Raw genomic sequence first — 9301 nt, 5'->3', positions numbered from 1 at the left:
GCTCGTACCTGGCCAACCACTCGTGCAGGGTTTGCCGCGAGACCGACCAGGCGGCCGCGACCTCCTTCACCGTGCGGCCGTCACTGATGACCGCCAGAACCGCCTTGTACCGCTGCTCAGCCACGCTCATCTCCCTCATCAAGGGAGTGTCAAGGATCAGCCGAAGTAGGTGTCAACCATCAACCGAAACACTGTCAGGCATCAACCGAAGCCCAAACGTCAAGCATCAGGCGAAGTCGTACAGGCCGTGGTGCCCTCGGGCAGATTCGAACTGCCGACACCCGCTTTAGGAGAGCGGTGCTCTATCCCCTGAGCTACGAGGGCGGGGCATGGCCGAAACCGAGGCTGTAGGACTCGCTTGGAACTACAGCAGTCGAGGCCATGCGAGAGGAAGGTTAGCCCAAGCGAAGGGATGCTTGTCCGCCGGTTACCTATGCGTGGCCCGGCTGCGGTCGGGTAGCCACTGGCGGGTTGACCTTGGTCGTTGGCCGGGATGATCCTGATCCGAACCGTGTGATGCCATCACGGGCTATCCAGGGAGGCCGTTTCGATGATCCTCGTGGTGGGTGGCACAGGTGACCTTGGCGGCCGGATCGTGCGTGGCCTCCTCGACGCCGGCCAGCAGGTTTGCTGCCTGGTGAGGGCGGGCTCGGACGGGTCTGCCCTTCGCGCTGCCGGGGTCGATGTCGTTCAGGGCGACCTGACAGAGCCAGCCTCGCTGCACGCGGCCTGCGAGGGGGTGGACGTCGTGCTCGCCAGCGCGACCGTCATCGGTCGACGGCTCGCGGGAGCCAAGGGGCCCACGATCCGTGAGGTGGAGGAGCAGGGCATGGCCGCCCTCATCGACGCCGCGGAAGCCAGCAACGTCCGGCGGTTCGTCTATGTCTCCTATGCCGGTCTTAGTGGGTCGCCGGACATGCCCATGGCACGGGCAAAGGCCGCAACCGAGCGCCGGCTCGCGACATCGCCGATGCGACGAGTGGTCGTCCGGCCTGACGCCTTCCAGGAGCTCCACCTCGCGCCGCTGGGGCGCTTCGACCTGACCGCCGGCAAGGTCGCCACCTTCGGCAAAGGGGACACGAAGCACCGATGGGTCGGCACCGAGGACGTCGCGGCCCTGGTGGCGGCGGTCGCCACGGAGCCTGACCCGCCTGAGCTCATCGAGTTCGGGGGCCCGGAAGCCATCAGCCGCAACGAATGCGTGGCTGTCGCCGAGCGGGCAACCGGCAGGTCGATCACAGTCCGGCGCGCGCCACTGCCCGTGGCGCGGCTGGTGATGAAGCTCCTTGGCCGTCGTGGCGACGCCATGGCGAGCGTCATCGGTCTCGGCGTCATGATGGACCAGTCCGAGATCAGCTGGGATGACGCCCCGTTGCGCGAGCGTGGCATCACGCCCCGCTCAGCCAGCGACTGGATCAACCAGCAAGCTGCCGCCCTCCCGCCATCGCGCTATCGGTGACAAACGGCGCGGTTGGTGCCTCAAAACTCACCAGTCACAGCCGAACGTCAAGAAACGACAAATAAGCCACGCAGCCGTAGGACGTCGGATCATGCTGGGGGTCATCGACGGATCGGACGGGGACGCCGACTCGATCCACTTCTGAGCGGGGCAGTCGTGGGGCCCTCTCTCACTCCTGCCATTTTTCATGCCTTGCACGGAGAGGGACCACTATGCGTCTTACCAAACGGACCGCCATCATCGCTGTTGCCGCCGTCGTCGGCCTCGGACTTTCGGGAGGCACGGCCTATGCCGCTGGCCTCATCCCGGGCTCTGACGGAGTCATCCACGCCTGCTACAACAAGACCAACGGCAACCTCCGGGTCGTCGCGGCCGGCACCAACTGCCGCCACCCCGAGAAGACCCTCGCCTGGAACCAGACCGGACCCGTCGGCCCGCAGGGCCCCGCGGGTCCCCAAGGCCCGACGGGCGCCACCGGCGCAACGGGTGCGACCGGCGCCACCGGCGCGACTGGACCGGCCGGACCCACCGGTCCTCAGGGACCCGCTGGCAACGACGCCCCGAAGACGTTCGCCGGTGAGTTCCAGGGAGCCAGCCTCGCGATCTGGTCGGGCACGGCTGCCTTCACGGTGACGCACGTGGGCACCGGCTCGTGGCAGATCCACATCCCGGCGGGGACGTTCCCCACCGGCTCCGGCGTCGGCAACGGGTGCCCGATCCCGATGGTCCAGGCCCTGGTGCCGGGCGGTCAGATGATCATCGACCAGAACCTCTGCGGGCCGATCACCGGTGACGGCAGCGTCCGGCTCGACGTGCGCAGCGCTGACGGCAGTGACAACCACTTCGTGAGCTTCGTGGTGACCGCCGTCGGCTGACCTTCAACCGACCAGTGGATCGGCTCCCGGGCACCAAGTGCCCGGGAGCCGATCGCGTTCGCGGGGCCGCTCAGCACTCGGCCCTTTTCGGGGTCATCCGCCCTGCCGTCCGGCCGGTCGTCCTGCGGGTCGTCCGCCGGGTCGTCCTCCGGGTCGGCCACCCGGTCCACACGCGGGTCGACCACCGCGACCACCAGTGCGAACGGCCCTCGAGCCGTTTGGCGAGCGCCAGCTCGTAGGCCATCTGCCGAGCCGGGTGAAGGGCCTCCTTGGCCGCCCGGCGGTGTTCTTCGAGCAGAAGCGTTGTCAGCTCAGACATTTCCTCTCCTTGGTTGGGTGCCAAGAAGAGTGACCCCGGGGCCTTCCCGCGACCTTCCGCCCGAGCGGCCACGCAAGGACGTCACCGGAAGGTCCGCGGAAGGTGCCGTTCCTACCGTCTCTCCTCACATCAACAACCGAGCCCGACGAAGGGCTCACCGGAGGAGAAACACCATGAGCAACACGGCATACGCAACGCGGGCACCCCTCAACGGCGTCGACGTGGCAACGCTTTTCGCCACCCTTGACGCGATCAAGGGACAGAACGACATCGCGACGTTCCAGTTCCGCGCCGAGAACACCTGGCTGTCCGGCGCGCACAGCCAGTCGCGGATCCACGGGTTCTACGGCGCCGGCCAGGAGCTGGTGCACAAGACCGAAACCGTCGTGGACGCCGACCACCCGGTCGTCCTCACCGGCGCCGACAACGCCCCGACGCCTGTGGAGTACCTCCTCCACGCGCTGGCCGGCTGCCTCACGGCCGGGATCGCCAACATCGCCGCCGCCAGGGGAGTGACCCTCACCAAGGTCACCTCGACCGTGGAGGGCGACATCGACCTGCTCGGGATCCTGGGCCTGTCCGACGGCTCGGTCCGCAACGGCTACCAGGACATCCGCGTCACCTTCCACATCGAGGGCGACGCGGACGACGAGACGCTGCGGGGGATCGTCGAGCAGTCGCGCCGCCGCTCCGCCGTCTACGACGTCATCACCAACCCCACGCCCGTCACCGTCACCGTCGTGACCGGCTGAACGAACCACCCCGGGCACGCCCCCGGGCCGGCGATCCCGGCCCGGGGCGCGACCAGAAGGAGCACCACCATGTCCGCCATCGACACCGTCGTCATCGGCGCCGGTCACGCAGGCCTCGCCGTCAGCAGGCTGCTCGCCCTCGAAGGCCGCGACCACGTCGTCCTCGACCGTGGCCGCGTCGCCGAGAGCTGGCGCACCGCCCGCTGGGACTCGCTGCACCTGCTCACCCCGAACTGGATGGCCCGCCTCCCCGGGTGGGTCCACGTCGGCACCGACTCCGACGGTTTCATGAGCGCCTCCCACTTCGTGCGCTACCTCGAGAGGTATGCCGCGAGCTTCGGTGCGCCCGTCCTGTCCGGTGTGCGGGTGGCGGAGGTGAGCGCCGCGGGGGAGGGCTACCGCGTCGTCACCGACTCGGCGACGTGGCTGGCTCGTCACGTGGTCGTGGCGACCGGGCCCGGCGGGCAGCCGCGCATCCCGGCGGCGGTGGAGGATCTGGACGCCGGCGTGCACCTCACCACCGCGGCCGGCTACCGCAACCCCCGGCAGCTCCCCGCCGGCGGAGTGCTGGTCGTGGGGGCGTCGGCCTCCGGCGTCCAGATCGCCGATGAGCTGGCTGCTGCCGGCCGCGAGGTCGTCGTGGCCGTGGGGCGGCACAACCGCATGCCGCGCCGCTACCGCGGGATGGACATCTACTGGTGGCTGGAACGCACCGGTCGCACCGCTCGCACGATCGAGGAGGTCCGCGACCCCGACGCCGCTCGACGCGAGCCGTCCATGCAGCTCGTCGGGCGCAGGGGCCACCAGAGTGGTCCCCGCGACCTCGACCTGGGCATCCTGCAGGCTCGAGGAGTCCGCCTGGCGGGTCACCTCGTGGAGGCGGAGGGGCAGAAGGTGCGGTTCGCCGACGACCTCCTCGACTCGGTGGGTCGCGCGGACAACCGGATGCACCGGTTCCTCGACGTCGTCGACCGGCACATCGAGGAGAGCGGCCTGGTCAGCGAGGTCTGGCCGGCCGAGCGTCCACGAAGCATTGCGCTGCAAGGGAATCCGACAACCCTAGACCTCGCGGCCGAGGGCATCGGCACCGTCCTGCTCGCCACCGGCTACTCGCAGAGCCACCCCTGGCTGAAGCTGCCGATCACGGCACCCGACGGCTCGATCCGTCAGCACCGCGGCCGCACCGAGGCGCCCGGCGTCTACGTCGTCGGGCAGCGGTTCCAGCACCGGCGGGACTCCGGGATGGTCGACGGCGCGAGGCACGACGCCGCCATGGTGGTCTCCGACCTCGTCGGAGCGAGCGCGGGTGCCGGCGCCGCGTCCGGCGCCTCGTCCGGATCCGCCGAGGGCCCCGAAGCCCTCGACGAGCGGCTCGAGGGGTGGGCGTCGTGAAGACCTACGACGCCGTGGTCGTGGGCGCCCGCGTGGCGGGCGCCTCGACTGCCCTCCTGCTCGCCAGGGCCGGGGCGAAGGTGCTGCTCCTCGAACGAAGCCCCTATGGCTCCGACACCCTGTCGACCCACGGCCTCATGCGCGCCGGGGTGTTGCAGCTGTCCCGGTGGGGCCTGCTCGACGACGTCGTCGCGGCGGGCACCCCCCCGGTCACCCGCACGCTCTTCCACTACCCGGACGCCGCCCCGATGCGGATCTCGATCCGCGCCAGCCAGGGCGTGACCGCCCTCTACGCGCCACGTCGCCAGGTCCTCGACCGGATCCTCGTCGACGCCGCCGCGCAGGCAGGAGCCGAGGTGTGGCACGGGGTGACCGTGACGGAGGTGCTCACCGACACGGGTGGGAGGGTCACGGGGGTGGGCGGCGTGGACGCCGCGAACGGCACGTTCACGGCATACGGAAAGCTGACGATCGGTGCCGACGGGATCAGGTCGACGGTGGCCACCGCTGTGGACGCAGCCGTCGAGCGACGCTCGCGGGCGCGCGGAGCGGTGCTCTACGGCTACTTCGACTCAATGCCCACTGAGGGTTACGAATGGGCCTATGGCTCGGGGACCGCGGCGGGGCTCATCCCGACCAACGACGGGCAGACCAACGTTTTTGTCGGGACGTCCCCGGAGCGGCTGCGGCAGGTGCGCCGAAACGGTCCGGAGGCAGCCTTCACCGAGCTCTTCGGCACGGCGGCGCCACGACTGCGGCGCCGCCTGCGGGCCGCGACGCTGGACGGGCGGCTGCACGGCTGGAGCGGTCAGCACGGCCACATCCGCCGGTCGCACGGCGCGGGCTGGGCCCTGGTCGGTGACGCCGGCTACTTCCGGGACCCCATCACCACCCACGGGATGACCGACGCCCTGCGTGACGCGGAGCTGCTCGCCGACGCCCTGCTCTCGACGTGGGCGGGGGACCAGCCCGAGGCGATCGCCCTCGCGGGCTACCAGGCGAGGCGCGACGCGTTGTCCCTGCAGCTCTTCGAGGTGAGCGACCGCATCGCCGGTTACGACTGGGGTGCCAGCGAGATCCAACAGCTGCTGCGCGAGGTCAGCTCGGCCATGAGCGACGAGGTCAGCCTGCTCCAGAGCCTGCCCCCGCGTCCGGCTCGCCCGGTTGCCACCGGTTTGGGCGCACTTGTGTTGGCTGACATGCCCGGCACCGGTCGCTAGCGTTGAAGGCCATCTCGTTGAGATCGGCACCGGCCATGGACGCGCGCATCAGCCTCCTCGGGGGGTTCTCGGTATCCGTCGGCGGCTCCGCGGTCACGGACCAGCAGTGGAGCCGCCGCAATGCCAGCGCGCTCGTCAAGCTGCTTGCCCTGGCCAAGGGACGGCGGCTGCACCGCGAACAGGTGATGGACGCCCTGTGGCCCGACCTGTCGGCGGACCTTGCCGGGCCCCGTCTCCACCAAGCCGCGCACTACGCGCGGCGGGCGCTGGAGGCCGCGGGGAGGGGCATCGTCCTGAGCCATGACTTCGTCGAGCTCCTGCCGGACGACGAGGTCAGCATCGACGCCGTCGACTTCCGGGGCGCTGCCGAGGCCGCGCTCGCCGGACGTAGCACGAAGGCTGCCGCAGCCGCCCTCGACCTGCACACCGGGGTGCTGCTCCCCGACGACGTGTACGAGCCGTGGGCAGAGGAGCACCGCGAGTCACTCGAGCAGCTCCGCCGCGAGCTGCTGCGCCTGACCGGCAGGTGGGAGGAGCTGCTCGAGGTCGACCCCGCCGACGAGCAGGCCCACCTCGCGCTGGCGCGGTCCCATGCCGACCGGGGCGACGTCAGGGCCGCCATGCGTCAGCTCGAGCGACTGGAGCTGACTCTCCGTCGAGAGCTCGGCACCGCCCCGGGCGCGGAGGCCGAGTCGCTGCGCGCCGAGCTGGCCGCGCCGGCGACGCCACCCGGCGCTACGGCTGCGGGCAGCGAGCAGCGTCGACTGGTCGGACGGCGCGCGGTGGGTGACCTCCTGCGCGAACGGCTGGCGACTGCCCATGGCGGCCACGGCGGTGCGGTCCTGGTCACCGGACCACCCGGCGTGGGCAAGTCCAGCGTGCTCGACCTCTCCGAGGCGCTGGCCCGGAGGGCGGGCTGGCGGGTCGCCCGCGGCACGGCCTCGGCAGTCGAGGGGCCGTGGCCTTACGCCTCGGTGCTCGAGGCGTTAGGAGACCTGTGCCGCAGGCACCCCGCCCTGTTGGACGGGCTCGACGACCGGTACCGCGAGGAGCTCGACCGGGCGCTCTCGGAAAGTCAGGTGACGTGGTCCGGCGAGAGCGCTCACCAGCGACTCTTCGTGGCGGCGGCCGAGCTGCTGCGACTCGGAGCCGCGGGGCGCGGGCTGCTCCTCGTCGTCGACGACATCCACGAGGCCGACGAGGCGTCGCTGCGGCTCCTGCACTACCTCGCCCGGTGCGCCGTGACCGACCAGGTCTTGCTGGTGCTGGCGCACCGCACCGCCCACAACGCGGCCCTCGAGGAGGTCCACGCCAGCCTGGTCGCGCGGGGCATCGGCTCGCGGATCGAGGTCGCGCCCCTCCCCGAGGCGGCCACCCTGCGCCTGCTCCAGGAACGCTTCCCCGACCTCGAGGAGGCCACCCAGCAACAGATCTGGGCCGTCAGCGGCGGCCTTCCCTTCACCGCCCTCGAGCTCGGCGCGGCCGCGGCCACCGGTCGCGAACCGGCGGCCATCGCGAGCCTGCCGCCTGACGCCCTCCGGGCCCTGCAGCGGGCCGCGCTGCTCGGGTTGTCCTTCACCACCGACGAGTTCCTGGCGGTGGCCGGCGCCGACGAGGCGCAGGCCTACCAGCACCTCGAGACCGCCCAGTCCAGCCTCGTGATCGAGTGGTCGGAGACCGGCTACCAGTTCCGCCACGCCCTGGTGCGGGAGGCGGTGCTGGACGCCATGGCGCCAGCGGTCCAGAGCGCAGCCCGGGTCGAGGTGGCCCGGGAGCTGGCCCGGCTGGGCGCCCCGCCCGCCCGGATCGCGCACCAGTACCTCGCGGCCGGCCAGCCGCGACAGGCGATCTCCTACGTCCTCCCCGCCGTCGAAACCGCGGGGGCGCTGGGCGCCTACCGAGACGGGCTCAACCTCGTCGACGCCGTCCGCGAGTACGCGACCGGCGAGATGCTCGGGCACCTGATGGCTCGGCGCGGCGACCTGCTCACGGCCCTCGGGGACCCGGCCTCGGTCGCCAGCTATCGCGCCGCGGTGCCGCTGACCACCGGGGTCGAGCACCGGCTGGTGCGCGCGCGGCTGGCCCGCGCGGCGTGCTTCGCCAGCGACTTCGACACCGCCCGCTCCGCGCTGGCCGGGCTGGAGCTGCTGGGCGACGACGCGGACGGACCCATCCTGCTGGCCCGGGGCAACATGGCCTACTTCAGCGGCGACATCGACGGAGCGTGGGACCTGGCCGTCGAGGCACGAGAGTCCCTGCTCACCCCCAAGGACCCGTGGCGCTACGTCGACCTCGTGGCGTTGCAGGGACTCATCGCCCACCAGCGCGGCGAGTGGTTCGAGCGCTTCCGCATCGAGCTGCGGCGCACCCTGTCCGACGCCGGTCTGACCACCGCCCTCTTCGACGCGCACCTCTGCGTCGCCGAGTACCTCCTCTACGGAGGGATTCCCTACGCCGAGGTCATCGAGCTGGCCCGGGGTCTCCAGCGCCGGTCGCAGCAGTTCGGCGCCCTGCGCGGGGTGGCCTTCTCCACCGCCCTGATCGGGGAGGCGGCGCTGTTGATGGGCGACCTCGACCTCGCTGAACGCGAGCTGCAGGAGGCTGTCGACCTCCACCGCGACGCCGATGCACCCGCGGGAGAGGCGCACGCGCTCCAGCGACTGGCCGAGGTGCGACTGGCCCAGGGCAACCGGCCTGAGGCCACCAGGTTGCTCAGCCAGGCCCTGCCGCTGGCGCGGTGGTCGGTGATCGGTTCGCACCTGTTGCAGCGCATCCACGGCGCGATGGTGCTCGCCGCCCCCGACCCCGTCGCCGCACGCATCGCGGTCGAGCGGGCCGAGGACAGCATGGGCGACTCCGACTTCTGTCCCTTCTGCACCGTGACCTTCGAGATCCCGGCCACCATCGCCTGCGCGGACGCGGGCGACCTCCCCGCCGCCGAGCGTCACCTCGCGGCAGCCGAGCTGTCCGCCGCGAAGTGGGAGGGCGCCGCCTGGCCGGCCGCCGTGAGCGAGGCCAAGGCCCACCTGGCCGCGGCCCGTGGCGACACCGGCGAGGCCCTCAGGCTGCTCGCCGAAGCGGCTGAGCTCTTCCGAAGCGCTGGTCAGGTGCTGGACGCAGCCCGGTGCTCCTCCGGTGCCAGCCTCCCGCTGACGCCGACGCCCATCCGCTGACACTGACACCGACACCCGTCCGCTGACACCGACACCCGTCCGCTGACCACGACGCCCGTCCGCTGACGCCCGACCGTTGACGCAGGTGACACCGATCCCGTGACGTCGGCG

8 protein-coding genes and 1 tRNA gene are annotated in these 9301 nt (G+C 71.4%); 6 read left to right on the top strand and 3 right to left on the bottom strand.

The genetic code is table 11. The annotated features are described in order from the left end of the window. On the bottom strand, positions 1 to 139 hold a 139-nt coding region (locus AC1DWP_RS19005; RefSeq protein ID WP_477616056.1), incomplete at its 3' end, for a helix-turn-helix domain-containing protein. Between the two features lie 109 nt (positions 140 to 248). Then, positions 249 to 324, bottom strand: a tRNA-Arg gene (locus AC1DWP_RS19000). Positions 325 to 550: 226 nt separating this feature from the next. Here AC1DWP_RS19000 and AC1DWP_RS18995 point away from each other — a divergent pair. Both AC1DWP_RS18995 and AC1DWP_RS18990 read left to right on the top strand, forming a co-directional pair. Then, positions 551 to 1459 (top strand): SDR family oxidoreductase, encoded by a 909-nt coding sequence (locus AC1DWP_RS18995; protein ID WP_477616055.1) that lies wholly within the window; start codon positions 551 to 553, stop codon positions 1457 to 1459. Between the two features lie 212 nt (positions 1460 to 1671). Beyond that, complete coding sequence (locus tag AC1DWP_RS18990) at positions 1672 to 2334, top strand: hypothetical protein (protein WP_477616054.1); 663 nt, start codon at positions 1672 to 1674, stop codon at positions 2332 to 2334. Between the two features lie 70 nt (positions 2335 to 2404). On the opposite strand, the gene AC1DWP_RS18985 is transcribed toward AC1DWP_RS18990, so the two are convergent. Next, positions 2405 to 2653 carry a hypothetical protein gene (locus tag AC1DWP_RS18985; protein WP_477616053.1) on the bottom strand — a complete coding sequence of 83 codons (249 nt, stop codon included), beginning with the start codon at positions 2651 to 2653 and terminating at the stop codon, positions 2405 to 2407. A 173-nt stretch (positions 2654 to 2826) separates the two neighbouring features. On the opposite strand from AC1DWP_RS18985, the gene AC1DWP_RS18980 reads away from it, so the two are divergent. The 4 genes from AC1DWP_RS18980 (at position 2827) to AC1DWP_RS18965 (ending at position 9190) form a co-directional block, all read left to right on the top strand. After that, entirely contained in the window at positions 2827 to 3405 is a 579-nt protein-coding gene (locus AC1DWP_RS18980; protein ID WP_477616052.1) for an OsmC family protein, read from the top strand. A gap of 69 nt (positions 3406 to 3474) precedes the next feature. Next, positions 3475 to 4797 carry an NAD(P)-binding domain-containing protein gene (locus AC1DWP_RS18975; RefSeq protein ID WP_477616051.1) on the top strand — a complete coding sequence of 441 codons (1323 nt, stop codon included), beginning with the start codon at positions 3475 to 3477 and terminating at the stop codon, positions 4795 to 4797. Then, positions 4794 to 6017, top strand: coding sequence for an NAD(P)/FAD-dependent oxidoreductase (locus tag AC1DWP_RS18970; protein WP_477616050.1), 1224 nt, complete (start codon positions 4794 to 4796; stop codon positions 6015 to 6017). The genes AC1DWP_RS18975 and AC1DWP_RS18970 overlap by 4 nt, the downstream gene beginning before the upstream one ends. Positions 6018 to 6052: 35 nt before the next feature. Then, positions 6053 to 9190, top strand: coding sequence for an ATP-binding protein (locus AC1DWP_RS18965; RefSeq protein ID WP_477616049.1), 3138 nt, complete (start codon positions 6053 to 6055; stop codon positions 9188 to 9190). The last annotated feature ends 111 nt before the right edge of the window (positions 9191 to 9301 follow it).

The organism is Pedococcus sp. P2_F6 (genome assembly GCF_056403675.1).
Note: the sequence above shows the minus strand (reverse complement) of the source record. Positions and strands in the feature narration are given on the sequence as shown.

What these genes read in the sequence shown, in the direction of transcription:
- AC1DWP_RS18980 (WP_477616052.1), top strand. Translation starts at nt 2,827, where the DNA reads ATGAGCAACACGGCATACGCAACGCGGGCACCCCTCAACGGCGTCGAC.
- AC1DWP_RS18995 (WP_477616055.1), top strand. Translation starts at nt 551, where the DNA reads ATGATCCTCGTGGTGGGTGGCACAGGTGACCTTGGCGGCCGGATCGTG.
- AC1DWP_RS18965 (WP_477616049.1), top strand. Translation starts at nt 6,053, where the DNA reads ATGGACGCGCGCATCAGCCTCCTCGGGGGGTTCTCGGTATCCGTCGGC.
- AC1DWP_RS18985 (WP_477616053.1), bottom strand. Translation starts at nt 2,653, where the DNA reads ATGTCTGAGCTGACAACGCTTCTGCTCGAAGAACACCGCCGGGCGGCC.
- AC1DWP_RS18990 (WP_477616054.1), top strand. Translation starts at nt 1,672, where the DNA reads ATGCGTCTTACCAAACGGACCGCCATCATCGCTGTTGCCGCCGTCGTC.
- AC1DWP_RS18975 (WP_477616051.1), top strand. Translation starts at nt 3,475, where the DNA reads ATGTCCGCCATCGACACCGTCGTCATCGGCGCCGGTCACGCAGGCCTC.